This is a genomic window from uncultured Piscinibacter sp., assembly GCF_937952055.1.
Classification (GTDB): Bacteria; Pseudomonadota; Gammaproteobacteria; order Burkholderiales; family Burkholderiaceae_C; genus Piscinibacter.
On sequence record NZ_CALFYO010000033.1, the window covers coordinates 159,635 to 175,933 of the forward strand.

At 68.5% G+C, this 16,299-nt stretch carries 21 protein-coding genes; 15 read left to right on the top strand and 6 right to left on the bottom strand.

Annotated features, from left to right (window positions below; translation table 11 throughout):
• The first annotated feature begins 13 nt into the window (after positions 1-13).
• Positions 14-1,192 (top strand): MFS transporter, encoded by a 1,179-nt coding sequence (locus tag Q0599_RS24715; protein ID WP_298835362.1) that lies wholly within the window; start codon positions 14-16, stop codon positions 1,190-1,192.
• Positions 1,193-1,207: 15 nt separating this feature from the next.
• On the opposite strand, the gene Q0599_RS24720 is transcribed toward Q0599_RS24715, so the two are convergent.
• Both Q0599_RS24720 and Q0599_RS24725 read right to left on the bottom strand, forming a co-directional pair.
• Entirely contained in the window at positions 1,208-1,981 is a 774-nt protein-coding gene (locus Q0599_RS24720; protein ID WP_298835363.1) for a hypothetical protein, read from the bottom strand.
• 33 nt (positions 1,982-2,014) lie between these two features.
• Positions 2,015-2,677 carry a TetR/AcrR family transcriptional regulator gene (locus Q0599_RS24725; RefSeq protein ID WP_298835364.1) on the bottom strand — a complete coding sequence of 221 codons (663 nt, stop codon included), beginning with the start codon at positions 2,675-2,677 and terminating at the stop codon, positions 2,015-2,017.
• Positions 2,678-2,794: 117 nt separating this feature from the next.
• On the opposite strand from Q0599_RS24725, the gene Q0599_RS24730 reads away from it, so the two are divergent.
• Together Q0599_RS24730 and Q0599_RS24735 are read left to right on the top strand one after the other, a co-directional pair.
• The gene (locus Q0599_RS24730) at positions 2,795-3,715 is read left to right on the top strand and encodes an ABC transporter ATP-binding protein (protein WP_298835365.1); all 921 of its coding nucleotides are present in this window, start codon (positions 2,795-2,797) and stop codon (positions 3,713-3,715) included.
• Positions 3,712-4,479 carry an ABC transporter permease gene (locus Q0599_RS24735; RefSeq protein WP_298835366.1) on the top strand — a complete coding sequence of 256 codons (768 nt, stop codon included), beginning with the start codon at positions 3,712-3,714 and terminating at the stop codon, positions 4,477-4,479. The genes Q0599_RS24730 and Q0599_RS24735 overlap by 4 nt, the downstream gene beginning before the upstream one ends.
• Positions 4,480-4,491: 12 nt before the next feature.
• Here Q0599_RS24735 and Q0599_RS24740 read toward each other — a convergent pair whose 3' ends face one another.
• Together Q0599_RS24740 and Q0599_RS24745 are read right to left on the bottom strand one after the other, a co-directional pair.
• The gene (locus tag Q0599_RS24740; protein WP_298835367.1) at positions 4,492-4,983 is read right to left on the bottom strand and encodes a LapA family protein; all 492 of its coding nucleotides are present in this window, start codon (positions 4,981-4,983) and stop codon (positions 4,492-4,494) included.
• Positions 4,980-6,212 carry a cation:proton antiporter gene (locus Q0599_RS24745; protein WP_298835368.1) on the bottom strand — a complete coding sequence of 411 codons (1,233 nt, stop codon included), beginning with the start codon at positions 6,210-6,212 and terminating at the stop codon, positions 4,980-4,982. The genes Q0599_RS24740 and Q0599_RS24745 overlap by 4 nt, the downstream gene beginning before the upstream one ends.
• Positions 6,213-6,279: 67 nt before the next feature.
• On the opposite strand from Q0599_RS24745, the gene Q0599_RS24750 reads away from it, so the two are divergent.
• The 12 genes from Q0599_RS24750 to Q0599_RS24805 all read left to right on the top strand — a co-directional run bounded on the left by Q0599_RS24750 (position 6,280) and on the right by Q0599_RS24805 (position 15,223).
• The gene (locus tag Q0599_RS24750; protein WP_298835369.1) at positions 6,280-6,552 is read left to right on the top strand and encodes a BolA family protein; all 273 of its coding nucleotides are present in this window, start codon (positions 6,280-6,282) and stop codon (positions 6,550-6,552) included.
• A gap of 90 nt (positions 6,553-6,642) precedes the next feature.
• Positions 6,643-7,902: a UDP-N-acetylglucosamine 1-carboxyvinyltransferase gene (gene murA / locus Q0599_RS24755; RefSeq protein ID WP_298835370.1), complete on the top strand. Its 1,260-nt coding sequence runs from the start codon at positions 6,643-6,645 to the stop codon at positions 7,900-7,902.
• Entirely contained in the window at positions 7,899-8,543 is a 645-nt protein-coding gene (gene hisG, locus Q0599_RS24760; protein WP_298835371.1) for an ATP phosphoribosyltransferase, read from the top strand. Before murA ends, hisG begins: the two co-directional genes overlap by 4 nt.
• Positions 8,540-9,862 carry a histidinol dehydrogenase gene (hisD, locus tag Q0599_RS24765; RefSeq protein ID WP_298835372.1) on the top strand — a complete coding sequence of 441 codons (1,323 nt, stop codon included), beginning with the start codon at positions 8,540-8,542 and terminating at the stop codon, positions 9,860-9,862. Before hisG ends, hisD begins: the two co-directional genes overlap by 4 nt.
• Complete coding sequence (gene hisC / locus Q0599_RS24770) at positions 9,859-10,941, top strand: histidinol-phosphate transaminase (RefSeq protein ID WP_298835373.1); 1,083 nt, start codon at positions 9,859-9,861, stop codon at positions 10,939-10,941. The genes hisD and hisC overlap by 4 nt, the downstream gene beginning before the upstream one ends.
• Before the next feature lies 1 nt (position 10,942).
• On the top strand, positions 10,943-11,539 hold the full coding sequence (gene hisB / locus Q0599_RS24775) for an imidazoleglycerol-phosphate dehydratase HisB (RefSeq protein WP_298835374.1): 597 nt from the start codon (positions 10,943-10,945) through the stop codon (positions 11,537-11,539).
• Between the two features lies 1 nt (position 11,540).
• Positions 11,541-12,188: an imidazole glycerol phosphate synthase subunit HisH gene (gene hisH / locus Q0599_RS24780; RefSeq protein WP_298835375.1), complete on the top strand. Its 648-nt coding sequence runs from the start codon at positions 11,541-11,543 to the stop codon at positions 12,186-12,188.
• Between the two features lie 68 nt (positions 12,189-12,256).
• Entirely contained in the window at positions 12,257-13,003 is a 747-nt protein-coding gene (gene hisA, locus Q0599_RS24785; RefSeq protein ID WP_298835376.1) for a 1-(5-phosphoribosyl)-5-[(5-phosphoribosylamino)methylideneamino]imidazole-4-carboxamide isomerase, read from the top strand.
• A 2-nt stretch (positions 13,004-13,005) separates the two neighbouring features.
• Positions 13,006-13,785, top strand: a complete 780-nt coding sequence (hisF, locus tag Q0599_RS24790) for an imidazole glycerol phosphate synthase subunit HisF (protein WP_298835377.1) — start codon at positions 13,006-13,008, stop codon at positions 13,783-13,785.
• Positions 13,782-14,375, top strand: coding sequence for a 16S rRNA (guanine(966)-N(2))-methyltransferase RsmD (gene rsmD / locus Q0599_RS24795; protein ID WP_298835378.1), 594 nt, complete (start codon positions 13,782-13,784; stop codon positions 14,373-14,375). Before hisF ends, rsmD begins: the two co-directional genes overlap by 4 nt.
• Positions 14,376-14,421: 46 nt before the next feature.
• Complete coding sequence (gene coaD / locus Q0599_RS24800; protein WP_298835379.1) at positions 14,422-14,925, top strand: pantetheine-phosphate adenylyltransferase; 504 nt, start codon at positions 14,422-14,424, stop codon at positions 14,923-14,925.
• A gap of 22 nt (positions 14,926-14,947) precedes the next feature.
• Positions 14,948-15,223, top strand: a complete 276-nt coding sequence (locus tag Q0599_RS24805) for a YfhL family 4Fe-4S dicluster ferredoxin (protein WP_298835380.1) — start codon at positions 14,948-14,950, stop codon at positions 15,221-15,223.
• Positions 15,224-15,227: 4 nt separating this feature from the next.
• On the opposite strand, the gene Q0599_RS24810 is transcribed toward Q0599_RS24805, so the two are convergent.
• Together Q0599_RS24810 and pth are read right to left on the bottom strand one after the other, a co-directional pair.
• On the bottom strand, positions 15,228-15,638 hold the full coding sequence (locus Q0599_RS24810; RefSeq protein ID WP_298835381.1) for a hypothetical protein: 411 nt from the start codon (positions 15,636-15,638) through the stop codon (positions 15,228-15,230).
• A complete protein-coding gene (gene pth / locus Q0599_RS24815) occupies positions 15,635-16,270 on the bottom strand; it encodes an aminoacyl-tRNA hydrolase (protein ID WP_298835382.1) in 636 nt (211 codons plus the stop codon). The genes Q0599_RS24810 and pth overlap by 4 nt, the downstream gene beginning before the upstream one ends.
• Between the last annotated feature and the right edge of the window lie 29 nt (positions 16,271-16,299).

Here is a 16,299-nt window from a genome sequence, read left to right on the forward strand (position 1 = left end):
CACAATACAGCACATGCAAGCAAGTCAATGCCTGGCCCCCGCCGGCGACGCCGAAACATCGCCGCTCGGCTGGCACCGTGCCATCCGCGTGCTCTTCTTCGTGCTCGGCATGGCCATGGGCGTGTGGGGCGCGCAGGTGCCGGCGGTCAAGTTCCACTACGGTCTCGACGAGCAGTCGCTCTCGCTCGCGCTGCTCGCCGCGGCCGCTGGCGCGGTGCTGTGCCTGCTGACCGCCGGCGCGCTGGTGGCGCGTTTCGGCGCGCGGCGTTGCGTGCAGGGGGCGGGGCTGCTGATGTGTGCCGCCCTTGGCGCCGTGCTGCAGACGCAGCAGCTCGGCGTGCTGTTCGCGCTGATGCTGCTGCTCGGCGCCGGCAGCGCGCTGTTCGACGTCGCCATCAACGCGGAAGGCAACGCGCTGGAGATGCGCTCGCCGCGCAAGGTGATGAGCGGATTGCACGCGATGTTCAGCCTGGGCGGCATGGCCGGGGCACTGCTGTGTGCCGGGCTGCATCGCGCCGGCGTGGCGCCGCTGCTGCAGGTGGCCGGCAGTGCGCTGGCGCTGGCAGCGGTCCTGTGGTTCGCCGCGGCCTGGCTGAGCTCGCATCGCTCGGACAGCGACGAATCGCCCGCGCCGATCGCCTGGCCGCGCGGTGTCCTGCTCTGGATGGGCGTGCTCACCGCGCTGTGCATGGTGGCCGAGGGCTCGATGTACGACTGGAGTGCGCTGTTCGTGCACCAGGAACTGCAGACCGATGCGGCCACCGGTGCGCTCGGCTTTGCCGCCTTCAGCGCGGCCATGGCGGCAGGCCGGCTGTTCGGCGACCGCGTGCGCGAGAGGCTCTCGCCGGTGGCCTTGATGCACGCCTCGGGCGCACTGGCTGCCGCCGGCATGGCCATGGCGCTGACGGCAGGTGCGCCCTGGGCTGCGATGCTCGGCTTCATGCTCGTCGGCCTCGGCCTGGCCAACGTGGTACCGGTGATGTTCGCTGCCGCGGCGCAGGTGCCGGGCGTGGCGCCAGCCCATGGCGTGGCCGCGGTGTCGTCGGTCGGCTATCTCGGCTTCATGGTCGGGCCGCCGCTGATCGGTGCCCTGGCACGCTGGAGCTCGCTTACCGCCGCGCTGTGGGCAGTGGCGCTGTTCGCGATGCTGATGGGCGCGGCGGCGCGGGCGGTGCTGGGCCGCGCGCGCTAGCCAGACCCGGCGCGATCAGTCTTCGAGTTCGGCCTTCGCCATCTCGACGTCCAACCGCTCCATGGCGTCGGCCGGCACGAAAGCGGCCGCATCGGCGTAGAGCTTCTCGGCCTCCTTCATCTTCTTGTCGCCCTCGAGCATCACCAGGCCGTTGGCATACTCGACCATGGCAATGGCCGAGTTCGGGTTGAGCTTGAGGGCGGTCTTGTACATCAGCAGGCCCTGGTCCTTGCTGGCGCCCTGGGTGCGACCCAGCAGCGAGCCGACCTTGTCGATCACCTCGGCATGGAAGGCGCCGAGCGCGATGTGCGCGTCGGCGTGGCGCGGCTGCAGCTTGATCGCTGTCTCCAGGCAGCCCTTCACCTTGCTGCCCAGACCCTGCGCGAGTGCCTTCGCCACGCTGATGCCCTGGCTGTAGCGGCCCAGCGCATAGGCCTGCCAGTAGTAGGCATTCGCGTTCTGCGGCGCCTCGGCCTGCTGCGCCTCGGCGCGATCGGACACCTCGAGGAACAACGCCAGGCGGTTCTTCTCGCTCTTCTCGAGGTAGTTGGCGTAGATCGACTGCGCCTTGTTGGCCACGGTGATGCCCGCGCCACCCGCCTTCAGGCCGGCCTCGCAGGCCTTCTGGAACTCGCCGGCATGGAACAGCGCCCAGGCGGCCAGCACCTTGTCGTCCTTCGGCAGGGGCTCGGCGTCGCCGGCATGCAGCCGCGCCCACTTCTTCTTCAGCGTCGCCGCGTCGTAGAGGTACTCGGCATTGTCGTGGGGGAAGGCGGTCCACTTGGCCATGGTGAAGTCTCCTGGGATGTTGCGATGGCTTGTTCAGCTCTTGTCGTAGCGGCCCGCCAGCGCGTGAAGGTGTTCGCGCTGATCGGGTTCGAGGTAGGGGATCAGCAGGCTGAGCACGTGATAGGCACCGCGCAAGAGCGCCGCGCCGGCGCTCTCGGGCTCCAGCGCACGGCGCGGATCGCGCACGTACTCGTAGCTGAGCCAGTAGGTCAGCACCACGGCCATGGCGGTGGCCACCGGCTCCATGTCGCGCGGCTCGATGCGCATCGCGCCGCCCCGCGTCAGACCGGCCATCACCGACTGGATGGCCTGGTTCTTGTTGCGCAGCACGAACTGGAAGTGCGTCTCCAGCCGGCGGTTCTTGGAGAGCAGATCGTTGAGGTCGCGGTAGAGGAAGCGATACTGCCAGATCAGCTCGAAGAGCATGTGGAACAGCAGCCAGGCATCCTCGACGTTGCGCACCTGGTCGGCGGCCTGAAGCAAGTCGCCGAGCGACTTCTCGTAGCGGTCGAACAGGCTGTTGATCAGCTCGTCCTTGGCCGGATAGTGGTAGTAGAGGTTGCCCGGGCTGATGTTCAGCTCGGCCGAAATCAGCGTCGTCGAGACGTTCGGTTCGCCGAAGCGATTGAACAGCTCGAGGGTGACCTCCAGGATGCGTTCGGCCGTGCGGCGCGGTTTTTTGGCTTGCGTGGCCATGTGCGGCTGCGGTGGGTGGCGGGAATCTAGCACCCTTCGCGGCGCACACACACGAGCGTCGCCCCTAATGAGCCGGCTCAGGCGACCCCGCAGGGCGCTCCCTACAATCCGTGCCCCATGCCAGCCATCTCCTTCCAGAACGTCGGCAAGACCTACCACGGCGCGCGAGGCGACGTGCACGCCTTGAGCGACGTCAGCTTCGACATCGAGGCCGGCGAGTTCTTCGGACTGCTCGGCCCCAACGGGGCGGGCAAGACCACGCTGATCAGCATCCTCGCGGGTCTTTCCCGCGCCACTGCCGGCCGCGTCACGGTGATGGGCCACGACGTGGTGAGCGACTACGCGGCGGCACGCCGAAGCCTGGGCATCGTGCCGCAGGAACTGGTGTTCGACCCCTTTTTCAGCGTGCGCGAGGCGCTGCGCATCCAGGGCGGCTACTTCGGCGTGAAGCGCAACGACGCCTGGATCGACGAACTGCTCGCGCACCTGGGTCTTGCCGACAAGGCCGACGCCAACATGCGCCAACTCAGCGGCGGCATGAAGCGCCGCGTGCTGGTGGCACAGGCACTGGTGCACCGCCCGCCGGTGATCGTGCTCGACGAGCCGACTGCCGGCGTCGACGTGGAGCTGCGCCAGACGCTGTGGCAGTTCGTCGCCCGCCTGAACAAGGAAGGCCACACGGTGCTGCTGACCACGCACTACCTCGAGGAGGCCGAGGCACTGGCGGGTCGCATCGCGATGCTCAAGCAGGGGCGCGTGGTGGCGTTGGACCGCACGTCGGCGCTGCTCGCCGGAACGGCCAGCACCATGCTGCGCTTCAAGATGGACCAGGCGCTGCCGGCCTCCCTGACGGCGCAATCGCGCGTCACCGGGCGCATCGTGCAGGTCAAGGCGCACGATGCGGCCGAGGTGGAATCCATCCTGGCCACGCTGCGCAGCGCCGGCTGCAAGCCGGAGGACCTGGAGATCGGCCGCGCCGACCTGGAGGATGTGTTCCTCGAGATCATGCAAGGCGCACCGGCGAGGGAGGCAGCATGAACGGTGCCTTGTCCGGCGCGAGCACCCTGCTCTACAAGGAGGTGCTGCGTTTCTGGAAGGTCAGCTTCCAGACGGTGGCCGCACCCGTCCTCACTGCGGTGCTGTACCTGCTCATCTTCGGCCACGTGCTGGAAGATCACGTCAAGGTCTACGACCAGATCGGCTACACCAGCTTTCTCATTCCCGGCCTGGTGATGATGAGCGTGCTGCAGAACGCTTTCGCGAACAGCAGCTCCTCGCTGATCCAGAGCAAGATCACCGGCAACCTCGTCTTCCTACTCGTCGCGCCCCTGTCGCACTGGGCCTGGTTCGTGGCCTACGTGGGAGCCTCGATGGTGCGCGGGCTGGTGGTCGGTACGGGGGTGCTGGCGGTCACGGTGTGGTTTGCGCCGCTGCACGCGGCCGAACCCTGGTGGATCGTCGTGTTCGCCATGCTCGGCGCGGGCATGCTGGGCTCGCTGGGGCTGATCGCCGGGCTGTGGGCGGAGAAGTTCGACCAGATGGCCGGCTTCCAGAACTTCGTCATCATGCCGATGACGTTCCTGTCGGGTGTGTTCTATTCGGTGCACTCGCTGCCGGTGTTCTGGCAGACGGTCAGCCACCTGAACCCGTTCTTCTACATGATCGACGGCTTCCGGCGGGGGTTCTTCGGCGTCAGCGACGTCTCTCCGTGGCTGAGCCTGGCCATCGTCGGCGCGAGCTTCGTGGCGGTCGGATCGCTGGCCTTGAACCTGCTTCGCACCGGCTACAAGATCCGCCACTGACGGCGCCGTTGGTCACGCGTCGGGCCGCGGCGGGTGAATGCGGTCCAGCTTGTCGTCCACCTCGGCGACGAAGGCGGACAGGCTGCGCTCCGACTCCGCGATGCGCTCGAGCAAGGAAGCGTCGAGCCGGTCCAGCCGCTCCGTCAGCGCTTGCTCGCTGCGTTCGCCACGCCCGGCGAGGTCGGCGAGTTCCTGGGCGATGTGGCCCCTGAGCTCGGTGAAGCGCGAGGCTTCCGCGCTGTCGGCCAGTTCCCGCTGCGCCTTCAGCTCCTTGGACATGCGCCGCGCCTCGCGGATCACCCCGGCCTGCTGGAAGACGATGTAGGCGAGGAAGAGCACGCACAGGAAGGCCGTGACGATCAGCATGACCAGGCCGAGCGGTGCCTGCACCTCGGCAAAGCCCAGCGACAGCGTCGTCGGCGCGGTGAACGCGGTCCAGTTCAGCAGCGTGAAGGCACCGAGCAGGGCGAGCGCGATCACCACGGTGGCGGAGCGAAGGTTCATGGTTTCACCTCTCTGGCGGTGGCGACGAGGGCGGCCTCGGCCGCGTCCTCGTCAGGGTGGCCCGGCGGGCGCTCGCGGCCCGGCCACGTCAGGTCGAAGTCAACCGGCTTGCCCAGCACCAGCGACGGCAGCACGGTCGAGACTGCGGCGTAGAAGAGCAACGCGCCGTACAGCGCATCGGAGATGCCGAAGCGCTCGCGCAGGATCGTCGCCAGCACCAGCGTGAAGATCAGCGTGGGCGTCAGGGCAGTGGCCACGCGCAGGCTGGCCAGCGGACTTTCGCCGCGGTTGATGACGCGGCGCTGCAGCCACAGCGCGCCGACGCGCAGCGGCAGCATCACCAGCGTGATCAGCGCGCCGATCAGCAGCGCCTCCAGCGTCAGCGCTCCCGAGGGCACGCTCATGCCCTTGTAGAAGAAATAGAAGGGCACGAAGAACGACGCGAACAGCTGGATCGCATGCAGGTTCGCGTCCGAAGCCAGCGTGGGCAGCCGCTGCCGGAGCATGCGCGCGACGAAGCCGGCGAGGAAGGCACCGACCAGGTAATACACGCCGAGCTGGTAGGTCAGGTAGGCGGAGATGAGCCCCACCATCACCAGCAGCGAGAACTCGGAGCCGGGTGCGTGCGGTGCGACGAATCGGCCGAGAAAGAGGAAGAGCAGCGGCAGGCCGACGATCATGGCCACCAGTGCACCGCTGGACCAGGCCAGGCGCGCCGGCGACTCGGACTGCAGCACGACGAACAACACCGCCAGCGCCAGCAATTCGCCGCCCACCGCCTTGATGGTCACCCAGTAGCGCTCGGCCGGCTTGAGGCCCAAGCCGGAGAGGGTCTCGAGGATGAATCCTGTCGACGGCGTCAGCAGCGCCAGGGCGAGCAGCGCGGCTGTCTGCCAGGGAAAGCCGAACTGGTACATGGCCAGCCAGCCGGCGCCGGCGAGCGTGACGGATCGCACCAGCAGGTGGCCCAGCAGCGGCCACTTGCCGCGCGACAGGTCGTCGGTGTCGATCTCGAGGCCGGCGAACAGGAACAGGGACGAGATGCCCAGTGTGGCCAGCAGCGACAGCGTGGCATCCTGGCTGAACCCGGCCAGCAGCGCGGCGGCCGCCATGCCCAGGCCGAAGCTGGTCAGCGGCGCCGGGATGCGCAGGCGCTGTAGCGCCCTGGGGACCAGCATCAGACCGACGATCAGCGCGAGGAACGCGATCTCGTTGGTGACGTGGGGCATGGTGAAGGACATCGGGGCCGGACTCGCGCGGGCCCGTTGCCGGGCGGGCCGCTAGAATAGCTTGCTTATGGCAGCCGACCCGACCCCCGCCGACGTGCAGCGCTTCATTGCGCAAGGCATGGCCTGCGAGCATCTCGAGGTCGAGGGCGACGGGCGGCACTTCTTCGCCACCATCGTGTCGGCCGAGTTCGAGGGCGCCAGCCGCGTCAAGCGCCACCAGCGGGTCTACCAGGCCCTGGGCGATAGAATGCGCGAGCAGATCCACGCCCTGTCGATGAAGACGCTGACCCCCGCCGAGTGGGCCTCGCAGGCCGATTCGGCCACCACCCACCACCACTGAACCCCGCCGCAGTGTTCACTGCGGCGCTCGGGCCTGCGCCCAGCGCGGGTCTCGGGAGCCAGGTGGGCCTGGGGCAAGGCACTCATCCTCATGGACAAACTCCTCATCCGCGGCGGCCGCCAGTTGGCAGGCGAAGTGGCCATTTCCGGCGCCAAGAACGCCGCGCTGCCTGAGCTCTGCGCCGCGCTGCTGACCGCCGAGCCGGTCACGCTGCACAACGTCCCGCGCCTGCAGGACGTCAGCACCACGCTGAAACTGTTGCGCAACATGGGCGCGAAGGCCGAGCGCAGCGAGGCGCAACCGGATGTCGTCGCGCTCGACGCCAGCACGGTCAGCTCGCCCGAAGCGCCGTACGACCTGGTGAAGACCATGCGCGCGTCCATCCTGGTGCTGGGCCCGCTGCTGGCGCGCTTCGGCGAGGCCACGGTGTCGTTGCCCGGCGGCTGCGCCATCGGCTCACGCCCGGTCGACCAGCACATCAAGGGCCTGCAGGCCATGGGTGCCGAGGTCACCGTCGCGCACGGCTACATCATCGCCAAGGCGGCGAGGCTCAAGGGCGCCCGCATCACCACCGACATGGTGACCGTCACCGGCACCGAGAACCTGTTGATGGCCGCCACGCTGGCCGAGGGCGAGACGGTGCTGGAGAACGCCGCCCAGGAGCCGGAGATCCCCGACCTGGCCGAACTGCTGATCAGGATGGGCGCGAAGATCGAGGGCCACGGCACGAGCAGGATCCGCATCCAGGGCGTGGACAGGCTGCATGGCGCCACCCACCGCATCGTGCCCGACCGCATCGAGACCGGCACCTTCCTGTGTGCCGTGGCAGCGGCCGGCGGTGACGTGCTGCTGCGCGACGCCCGCGCCGACCACCTCGACGCGGTGATCGACAAGTTGCGCGAGGCCGGCGTCACGATCGAGTCCGGCGAGGGCTGGATCCGCGTGAAGGGCCAGGGGCGGCCAAGGGCGGTGAGCTTCCGCACCAGCGAATACCCGGCCTTTCCGACCGACATGCAGGCGCAGTTCATGGCGCTGAACTGCATCGCCGAAGGCACGTCGCGGGTCACCGAGACGATCTTCGAGAACCGCTTCATGCACGTCAACGAACTGGTGCGCCTGGGCGCCCACATCGTCGTCGACGGGCACACCGCGGTGGTGCAGGGGGTGAACGGGCTGTCGGGTGCCATCGTCATGGCCACCGACCTGCGCGCCTCGGCCAGCCTGGTGATTGCCGGCCTGGTGGCCGAGGGCGAGACGGTGGTCGACCGCATCTACCACCTCGACCGCGGCTATGACCGCATGGAAGCGAAGCTGCGCGGCATCGGCGCCGACATCGAGAGAGTCAAATGATCACGCTCGCGCTGTCCAAGGGACGCATCTTCGACGAGACGCTGCCGCTGCTGACGGCGGCCGGCATCGAGGTCTCGGAGGACCCGGAGAAGAGCCGCAAGCTCATCATCGGCACCAGCAAACCCGACGTGCGCATCGTGCTCGTGCGTGCCACCGACGTACCGACCTACGTGCAGCACGGCGGTGCCGACCTCGGCGTGGTCGGCCGGGACACGCTGCTCGAACACGGTGGCCAGGGCCTGTACCAGCCGCTGGACCTGAAGATCGCCAGGTGCCGCATGAGCGTGGCGGTACGCGCCGATTTCGATTACGCCGGCGCGGTCAAGCAGGGCTCGCGCATCCGCGTCGCCACCAAGTACACGCAGATCGCGCGCGACCACTTCGCCAACAAGGGCGTGCACGTCGACCTGATCAAGCTCTACGGCTCGATGGAACTGGCGCCGCTGACCGGCCTGGCCGACGCGATCGTCGATCTCGTCTCCACCGGCAGCACGCTGAAGGCCAATCACCTGGTCGAGGTGGAACAGATCATGCAGATCTCGTCGCGCCTGGTGGTCAACCAGGCCGCGCTCAAGCTCAAACGCGAGCCGATCCGCGCCATCATCGACGCGTTCGAAGCCGCCGTCGGGACGAAGCCATGACCGTCGCCATCCGCCATCTCGACACTGCCAGCGCCGACTTCGAGACCGAGTTCGCGCGCGTGCTGCACTGGTCGGCGGAGACCGATGCGGCGATCGAAGGGCGGGTGGCCGACATCCTCGCCGACGTCGAGCAGCGTGGCGACGCTGCGGTGCTGGAGTACACGCAACGCTTCGACGGCCTGGCCGCCTCCTCGATGGCGCAGCTGGAGATCACGCAGGCCGAGTTGAAGGTGGCGCTGGCGCAGATCACGCCCGCGCAGCGCAGTGCGCTCGAAGCCGCCGCGGCGCGGGTGCGCGACTACCACCAGCGTCAGCTCGAGGCCTGCGGCCGCAGCTGGACCTACCGCGACGCGGACGGCACGCTGCTCGGCCAGAAGGTGACGCCGCTGGACCGCGTGGGCATCTACGTGCCCGGCGGGAAGGCGGCCTACCCGTCCAGCGTGCTGATGAACGCGATTCCGGCGCACGTGGCCGGTGTCGGCGAGATCGTCATGGTGGTGCCGACGCCGAAGGGTGAGCGCAATTCGCTGGTGCTGGCCGCGGCAGCGGTGGCCGGCGTCAGCCGCGCCTTCACCATCGGGGGGGCGCAGGCCGTGGGTGCGCTGGCGCATGGCACGGCCAGCGTGCCGGCAGTCGACAAGATCACCGGGCCGGGCAATGCCTACGTGGCCAGCGCCAAACGGCGCGTGTTCGGCAAGGTCGGCATCGACATGATCGCCGGGCCAAGCGAGATCCTCGTGCTCGCCGACGGCACGACGCCGGCCGACTGGGTGGCGATGGACCTGTTCAGCCAGGCCGAACACGACGAACTGGCGCAGAGCATCCTGCTCTGCCCGGACGCCGCCTACATCGCGCAGGTGAGGGCCGAGATCGACCGCCTGCTGCCCGGCATGCCACGGCGCGACGTGATCCGCGCCTCGCTGGAAGGCCGCGGGGCGCTGATCCACACCCGCTCGATGGAGGAGGCCTGCACGATCAGCAACCGCATCGCGCCGGAGCACCTGGAGGTGTCCAGCCGCGACCCGCACCGCTGGGAGCCGCTGCTCAGGCACGCCGGTGCGATCTTCCTCGGCGCCTACACCAGCGAGAGCCTGGGCGACTACTGCGCCGGGCCCAACCACGTGCTGCCGACCTCGGGCACGGCGCGCTTCAGCTCGCCGCTGGGCGTGTACGACTTCCAGAAGCGCAGCAGCCTGATCGAGGTGAGCGAGGCCGGCGCCCAGACGCTGGGCCTGATCGCTGCCGAACTGGCCTACGGCGAAGGGCTGCAGGCGCATGCGCAGGCCGCCGAATTCCGGCTGAAGGGACCGCAGCGATGAGCCTCGACGACCGCATGAAGCGCGTGATCCGCCAGGACGTGCAGTCGATGCACGCCTACGCGATCCAGCCCAGTGCCGGCTTGGTCAAGCTCGACGCGATGGAGAACCCCTTCCGCCTGCCGCCCGAACTGCAGCGCCAACTGGGCGAACGACTCGGCCGCGTGGCGATCAACCGCTACCCGACGCAGTGCGTGGCCGACGTGATCGCCGCGCTCACGGGCCACGCGAAGCCGCCGCCCGGCTGCAAGCTGATGCTGGGCAACGGCTCCGACGAACTGATCAGCCTGCTCGCGCTGGCCTGCGACGTGCCCGGCGCCACCATCCTCGCGCCGCTGCCCGGCTTCGTGATGTACGAGATGTCGGCCAGGCTGCAGGGGCTGAAGTTCGTCGGCGTGCCGCTGACGGCGAACTTCGAGCTCGACGAGGCCGGGATGCTCGCCGCGATCGAGCAGCACCGCCCGGCCATCACCTACATCGCCTACCCGAACAACCCGACGGCCAACCTGTTCGACGACCGTGTCATCGACCGCATCGTCGCAGCGGTTGGCGCGCAGGATGGTCTGGTGGTGTTCGACGAGGCCTACCAGCCGTTTTCCTCGAGAACCTGGATGCAGCGCATGGGCGAGCACGAGCACGTTCTGGTGATGCGAACGCTGTCCAAGTTCGGTCTGGCCGGCGTGCGCCTGGGCTACATGGCCGGTGCGGCGGCGCTGATCGACGAGGTGGACAAGGTGCGCCCGCCCTACAACATCAGCGTGCTCAACGCCGAGGCGACGCTGTTCGCCCTGGAGCATGCCGACGAGTTCGCGCGCCAGGCCGCCATCCTTCGCGAGGAGCGCGCGCGGCTGCAGAAGGCGCTGGCGGCGATGCCCGGCGTGAAGCCCTTCCCCAGCGAGGCCAACATGATCCTCGTGCGCGTGCCCGACTCGAAGCGCAGCTTCGAAGGCATGAAGCAGCGCGGCGTGCTGGTCAAACACATCGCCGGGTTGCACCCGCTGCTGGCCAACTGCCTGCGTCTGACGGTGGGCACGCCGGAAGAGAACACCCTGATGATCGATGCGCTGAAAGCGAGCCTGTGAGATGAGTAACCAGCGAACCGCGGACGTCACCCGCAACACGAAGGAGACGCAGATCCGCGTCGCCCTCAACCTCGACGGCAGCGGCGAGGCGAAGCTGGCCACCGGCATCGGATTCTTCGACCACATGCTCGACCAGATCGCCCGCCACGGGCTGATCGACCTCGACATCGCCGCCCAGGGCGACCTGCACATCGACGGCCACCACACGGTGGAGGACGTCGGCATCACGCTGGGCATGGCGGTGGCGCAGGCGGTGGGCGACAAGAAGGGCCTGACGCGCTACGGCCACGCCTACGTTCCGCTGGACGAGGCGCTGTCGCGCGTGGTGGTCGACTTCTCCGGCCGCCCCGGGCTGCACATGAACGTGCCGTTCAAGAGCGGCATGGTCGGCGGCTTCGACACCCAGTTGACCTACGAGTTCTTCCAGGGCTTCGCCAACCATGCGCTGGTGACGCTGCACATCGACAATCTGAAGGGCGAGAACGCCCACCACCAGGCCGAGACGGTGTTCAAGGCCTTCGGCCGCGCGCTGCGCATGGCGCTGACGATCGACCCGCGCTCGGCCGGCGTGATTCCGTCCACCAAGGGCAGCCTCTGACATGAGCCGAACCGTCGCCGTCGTCGATTACGGCATGGGCAACCTGCGCTCCGTGTCGCAGGCGGTGATGCACGTCACCCAGGGTACCGACTTCGAGGTGATCGTCACCTCGCGGCCGGAGGTGGTGTTCGCCGCCGAGCGCATCGTGCTGCCGGGGCAGGGCGCCATGCCCGACTGCATGCGGGAACTGCGCGACTCCGGCCTGCAGGAGGCGGTGCTCGACGCCGCCGCACGCAAGCCGATGATGGGCGTTTGCGTCGGCATGCAGATGCTGCTGGCGCGCAGCGAGGAAGGGCCCACTGACGGGCTGGGCCTGATCCCGGGCGAAGTGGTGCGCTTCCGTCTCGAAGGGCAACTGCAGCCCGACGGCAGCCGCTTCAAGGTGCCGCAGATGGGCTGGAACCAGGTGATGCAGGCGAGGCCACACCCGATCTGGGCCGGTGTGCCGGACAACGCGTACTTCTATTTCGTGCACAGCTTCTACGCCCGACCGTCGGACCCTCGCCATAGCGTTGGCGAAACCGACTACGGCGGCCGCTTTACCTGCGCGGTGGGGCGCGATAACATTTTTGCCACCCAGTTCCACCCCGAGAAGAGCGCCGAGCACGGCCTCGCGCTGTACCGCAACTTCCTGCACTGGAATCCCTGACGGCTTTCCCCTGCTGATGCGACACCTGCTCGGGTGCCCCCCCTCCTTCCCCACCAGCCCCTTCGGCCATGCTGCTGATCCCCGCGATTGACCTGAAAGACGGTCGATGTGTCCGCCTCAAGCAAGGCGACATGAGCGAGTCCACCACCTTCGGCGAGGACCCGGCCGCCATGGCGCGCCGCTGGCTCGACGCCGGGGCGCGGCGGCTGCACCTCGTCGACCTGAACGGTGCCTTCGCCGGCAAGCCGGTCAACGAGGGCGCGATCAAGGCCATCCTCGCCGAGGTGGGCGACGAGATTCCGGTGCAGCTCGGCGGAGGCATCCGCGACCTCGACACCATCGAGCGCTACCTCGACGACGGCCTGTCCTACATCATTATCGGCACCGCGGCGGTGAAGAATCCCGGCTTCCTGCACGACGCCTGCTCGGCTTTCGGCGGCCACATCATCGTCGGCCTCGACGCCAAGGACGGCAAGGTCGCCACCGACGGCTGGAGCAAGCTCACTGGCCACGAGGTGGTGGACCTGGCGCAGAAGTTCCAGGACTACGGCGTCGAGGGCGTGATCTACACCGACATCGGCCGCGACGGCATGCTCAGCGGCATCAACATCGAAGCCACCGTCAGGCTCGCGCAGGCGCTGACCATCCCGGTGATCGCCTCCGGGGGCCTGTCGAACCTGGCCGACATCGAAAGGCTCTGCGCGGTCGAATCCGAGGGCATCGAAGGCGTGATCTGCGGCCGCGCGATCTACACCGGCGACCTCGACTTCGCTGCCGCTCAGGCGCGCGCCGACGAACTCAACGGCGAAAGCTGACCTTGCTGGCGAAACGCATCATTCCATGCCTCGATGTCACCGGTGGCCGGGTCGTCAAGGGCGTCAACTTCGTCGAGTTGCGCGATGCCGGCGACCCCGTCGAGATCGCCGCGCGCTACAACGAGCAGGGTGCCGACGAGCTGACCTTCCTCGACATCACCGCCACCAGCGATGGCCGCGACCTGATCCTGCACATCATCGAGGCGGTGGCCTCGCAGGTGTTCATCCCGCTGACCGTCGGCGGCGGCGTGCGCACGGTGGACGACGTGCGCCGCCTGCTCAACGCCGGCGCCGACAAGGTCAGCTTCAACTCGGCGGCGGTGGCCAACCCGCAGGTGATCCGCGATGCCTCGGCCAAGTACGGCGCGCAATGCATCGTGGTGGCCATCGACGCCAAGCGGCGCCACGGTGACGACCTCGCTGCGCGTGGCACCGGCTGGGATGTCTACACCCATGGCGGACGACGGAACGTCGGGCTGGATGCCGTGGCCTGGGCGAAGCAGATGACCGCGCACGGGGCCGGCGAGATCCTGCTCACCAGCATGGACCGCGATGGCACCAAGATCGGATTTGACCTCGAGCTCACCCGCGCGGTCAGCGATGCGGTGGACGTGCCGGTGATCGCCTCGGGCGGTGTCGGTGCGCTGGAGCATCTCTCCGAGGGCATCCGCATCGGTGGCGCCGATGCGGTGCTGGCTGCCAGCATCTTCCACTACGGCGAGTTCACCGTCGGCCAGGCGAAGGCGCTGCTGGCGCGCGACGGCATCCCGGTGCGGCTATGAGGCCCGCCGCGCGGGGCGGCCGGGGCCAGCTCCCACGCGAGGTGCGCATCGTCGGCGGGCAGTGGAAGCGCAGCAAGCTGCCGGTGGCCGACCGCCCGGGCCTGCGCCCCACGCCCGACCGCGTGCGCGAGACGCTGTTCAACTGGCTGGGCGCGGACCTGCGGGGCTGGCGCTGCCTCGATGCCTTCGCCGGCTCGGGAGCGCTGGGCTTCGAGGCCGCATCGCGCGGCGCCGACGAGGTGGTGCTGCTCGAGCGCGACCGGGCGCTGGCAGCGAGCCTGAACCAGTCGCGCGAGCGGTTGAAGGCACAGGCGCTGCGCATCGAGTGCGCCGATGCCTTGAGCTGGATGGCCGCCAGCGCGCCGCAGCGCTTCGAACTCGTCTTCATCGACCCCCCCTTCGACGCGGCGCTGTTCGAGCCGGCGCTGGCCGCGGCCGTCCGGCTGGTCGTGCCGGAGGGCTTCGTCTACCTCGAGGCGGACCGCGAGTACGGCGCGGATCGGCTGGTGCCTCTGGGCCTCGTCGTTCACCGCCACCTGCGCGCCGGCAACGTGCACGCGCACCTGTTACAAATTGCAAGCTCCGGCTGACGCGCGGCTACACTGCGGCGAATTCGCCGTGCAAAGGGAAAGCGCCTTGACCTCCGTCACCCGACTCACCGCCGTCTACCCGGGTACCTTCGACCCGATGACGTTGGGTCATGAAGACCTGATGCGCCGCGCCAGTCGCCTGTTCGAACGCCTCATCCTTGCCGTGGCGGTGGGCCACCACAAGCGCACGATGTTCACCATCGCCGAGCGGCTGGAGATCGCCACCGAGTTGGCCGCCAAGCACCCCAATGTCGAGGTGATGCCCTTTCGCGGGCTGCTGCGCGACTTCGTCGTCGGCCACGGCGGCAAAGTGGTGGTGCGCGGACTGCGCGCGGTGAGCGATTTCGAGTACGAGTTCCAGATGGCCGGCATGAACCGCCAGCTCATGCCAGAGGTCGAGACGCTGTTCCTCACGCCCAGCGACCAGTACCAGTTCGTCTCCGGCACCTTCGTACGCGAGATTGCCACCTTGGGTGGTGATGTTTCCAAGTTCGTGTCACCCTCCGTGCTCGACCGGCTGCGCGACCGCGTGAAGTCGAGCGACAGCTGAACGAACCCTGCACTGACGCGCCATGGCTCTGCTCATCACCGACGAGTGCATCAACTGCGACGTGTGCGAGCCTGAGTGTCCCAATCAGGCGATCTCGCTGGGCCCCGAGATCTACCAGATCGATCCCGAGCGCTGCACCGAGTGCGTCGGGCACTTCGACGAGCCGCAGTGCGTGCAGGTCTGCCCGGTGAGCTGCATTCCGGTCGATCCCGCGCACATCGAGTCGAAGGAGACGCTGTGGGCTCGCTACCGTCGCCTGCAGCTACAGGCGACGGCGTCAGCGTCGGCGTCGGGTTAGCGGCTCAAGGGCTGGCAGCCGCCTTGCCGCCGGGCACGACGGCCGTGAAATTCTTGCCGCCCGCGCTGTCGGGCTTGGGCTCGCCCCGCTTCGCACGCTGGCCCTCGCCGTCACGCGTTGCCGCCGAATCGGCCGTCACCGGGCCCAGGGAAGCGACCGCCGGTGCCTGTTTCCGCTTCTTCTCGAGGGCCAGTCGATCGCGCTCCATCTTCTGCGCTGCCTTGCGCTCGGCAGCCTGCACGCGGCGGGCCTCCGCACGCTGCGCCGCGGTGCGCGGGTCGGTGCTCTCGACCACGCGACCGCCGGGGCAGGGCGTCTGGGAGTAGGTGCCGGCTCCACATCGGTAGACCGGGGCTGCCGCAGCACTGGCCGTGACCAGAAACATGGCGAGTGCGAGGACGGTGCGTCTGCTCATGAGTTCTCCTTCGGTACGACGACCACCTCCGGCGACTCTCGTCGTGGCGGCTTCGGCCGCGGTGGCTTGGCGTGGATCTTCATCATCGCGCGCTCCATCTCGCCGGAGAGCAGCAGATCGAGCACGCCGAGCGACTGCTCGATCGCCTTGTCGATCGCTTCGCGGTGCTCGGGCGAAGGCTTGCGCAGCACGTAATTCACCACCTCGGTCTTCACGCCCGGATGGCCGATGCCCAGGCGCAGCCGCCAGAAGTCTGTGCTGCCGAGTTGCGCGTGGATGTCCTTCAGCCCGTTGTGACCGGCATGGCTGCCGCCGAGCTTGAGCTTGGCCTGGCCGGGCAGCAGGTCGAGCTCGTCGTGCGCGACGAGAATCTCGTTCGGCGCGATCTTGAAGAAGCGCGCCAGCGCGGCCACCGACTTGCCGGACAGGTTCATGTACGTCATCGGCTCGAGCAACCAGAGCGGCCCGTCGGCGGTGTTCGCGCGCGCGGCCAAGCCGAAGTAACTGCGCTCGTGTGCGAGCGAGACCTTCAGCTTGCGCGCCGCCTCGTCGATGAACCAGAAGCCGGCGTTGTGCCGGGTGGCTTCGTATTCGGCGCCCGGGTTGCCCAGGCCGACCAGCAGACGGATCATGCGGCGGATTATCCGCGGCGTTTGGGCAT

Coding starts and splice junctions, on each gene's coding strand:
- Q0599_RS24715 (WP_298835362.1), top strand. CDS start 14: ATGCAAGCAAGTCAATGCCTGGCCCCCGCCGGCGACGCCGAAACATCG.
- Q0599_RS24720 (WP_298835363.1), bottom strand. CDS start 1,981: ATGGCCAAGTGGACCGCCTTCCCCCACGACAATGCCGAGTACCTCTAC.
- Q0599_RS24725 (WP_298835364.1), bottom strand. CDS start 2,677: ATGGCCACGCAAGCCAAAAAACCGCGCCGCACGGCCGAACGCATCCTG.
- Q0599_RS24730 (WP_298835365.1), top strand. CDS start 2,795: ATGCCAGCCATCTCCTTCCAGAACGTCGGCAAGACCTACCACGGCGCG.
- Q0599_RS24735 (WP_298835366.1), top strand. CDS start 3,712: ATGAACGGTGCCTTGTCCGGCGCGAGCACCCTGCTCTACAAGGAGGTG.
- Q0599_RS24740 (WP_298835367.1), bottom strand. CDS start 4,983: ATGAACCTTCGCTCCGCCACCGTGGTGATCGCGCTCGCCCTGCTCGGT.
- Q0599_RS24745 (WP_298835368.1), bottom strand. CDS start 6,212: ATGCCCCACGTCACCAACGAGATCGCGTTCCTCGCGCTGATCGTCGGT.
- Q0599_RS24750 (WP_298835369.1), top strand. CDS start 6,280: ATGGCAGCCGACCCGACCCCCGCCGACGTGCAGCGCTTCATTGCGCAA.
- murA (WP_298835370.1), top strand. CDS start 6,643: ATGGACAAACTCCTCATCCGCGGCGGCCGCCAGTTGGCAGGCGAAGTG.
- hisG (WP_298835371.1), top strand. CDS start 7,899: ATGATCACGCTCGCGCTGTCCAAGGGACGCATCTTCGACGAGACGCTG.
- hisD (WP_298835372.1), top strand. CDS start 8,540: ATGACCGTCGCCATCCGCCATCTCGACACTGCCAGCGCCGACTTCGAG.
- hisC (WP_298835373.1), top strand. CDS start 9,859: ATGAGCCTCGACGACCGCATGAAGCGCGTGATCCGCCAGGACGTGCAG.
- hisB (WP_298835374.1), top strand. CDS start 10,943: ATGAGTAACCAGCGAACCGCGGACGTCACCCGCAACACGAAGGAGACG.
- hisH (WP_298835375.1), top strand. CDS start 11,541: ATGAGCCGAACCGTCGCCGTCGTCGATTACGGCATGGGCAACCTGCGC.
- hisA (WP_298835376.1), top strand. CDS start 12,257: ATGCTGCTGATCCCCGCGATTGACCTGAAAGACGGTCGATGTGTCCGC.
- rsmD (WP_298835378.1), top strand. CDS start 13,782: ATGAGGCCCGCCGCGCGGGGCGGCCGGGGCCAGCTCCCACGCGAGGTG.
- Q0599_RS24805 (WP_298835380.1), top strand. CDS start 14,948: ATGGCTCTGCTCATCACCGACGAGTGCATCAACTGCGACGTGTGCGAG.
- Q0599_RS24810 (WP_298835381.1), bottom strand. CDS start 15,638: ATGAGCAGACGCACCGTCCTCGCACTCGCCATGTTTCTGGTCACGGCC.
- pth (WP_298835382.1), bottom strand. CDS start 16,270: ATGATCCGTCTGCTGGTCGGCCTGGGCAACCCGGGCGCCGAATACGAA.